This window comes from Tsukamurella sputi, from assembly GCF_007858445.1.
Lineage (GTDB): Bacteria > Actinomycetota > Actinomycetes > Mycobacteriales > Mycobacteriaceae > Tsukamurella > Tsukamurella sputi.
In genome coordinates this window covers 1-506 of the sequence record NZ_VIGV01000250.1, presented here as the reverse complement: position 1 = coordinate 506, position 506 = coordinate 1, and the positions used below count along the sequence as shown (strand labels likewise).

The window sequence follows — 506 nt, the reverse complement described above, 5'->3', positions numbered from 1 at the left end:
CGACGGTGCCGGAATCACTCGAGCGGCGCGCGATGTCGTGGCCGTACGTGGAATCGTTCGCGATGGCCACGCCGTAATCGGGCTCGCCGACGTGGACCCAGCGATGCGCGCAGATCTCGAACTTCGCGGCGTCCCAGGACGTGTTCGCGTGCGTCGGCCGGAAGACATGGCCGAACTGGGTCTCCGCGGCGCTGCGGTCGGCATGCACGTCGAACGGGAAGGCCAGCTTGAGCAGCTTCTGCCTCTCGTGCCAATCGATCTCGGTGACGATGTCGACGGCGGGGGAGCCGGCGAGTAGGCCGATCCGTTGTGTGATCGCCGAATCGCCGAAGCTGCGACGGACCACCACGGCGTCGCCCTCCACGGACACGGAATCCGCGTCGACCAGATCGGTCACGTCGCGGCGGTAGAACGAGTCGATGTCCCAGGCCTCCCAGTGATTCGGGATGTCGCGGTGCAATTGGAGCAGGTTGCCGGGTCCCGCGAGCGCCTCCCGCCCGGAGGCG

Annotated in this window: 1 protein-coding gene; it reads right to left on the bottom strand. The window is 67.8% G+C overall.

Translation table 11 applies throughout. The features are described 5' to 3' along the window. On the bottom strand, positions 1–506 hold a 506-nt coding region (locus tag FK268_RS24020), incomplete at both ends, for a glycoside hydrolase family 38 C-terminal domain-containing protein (protein WP_306461507.1).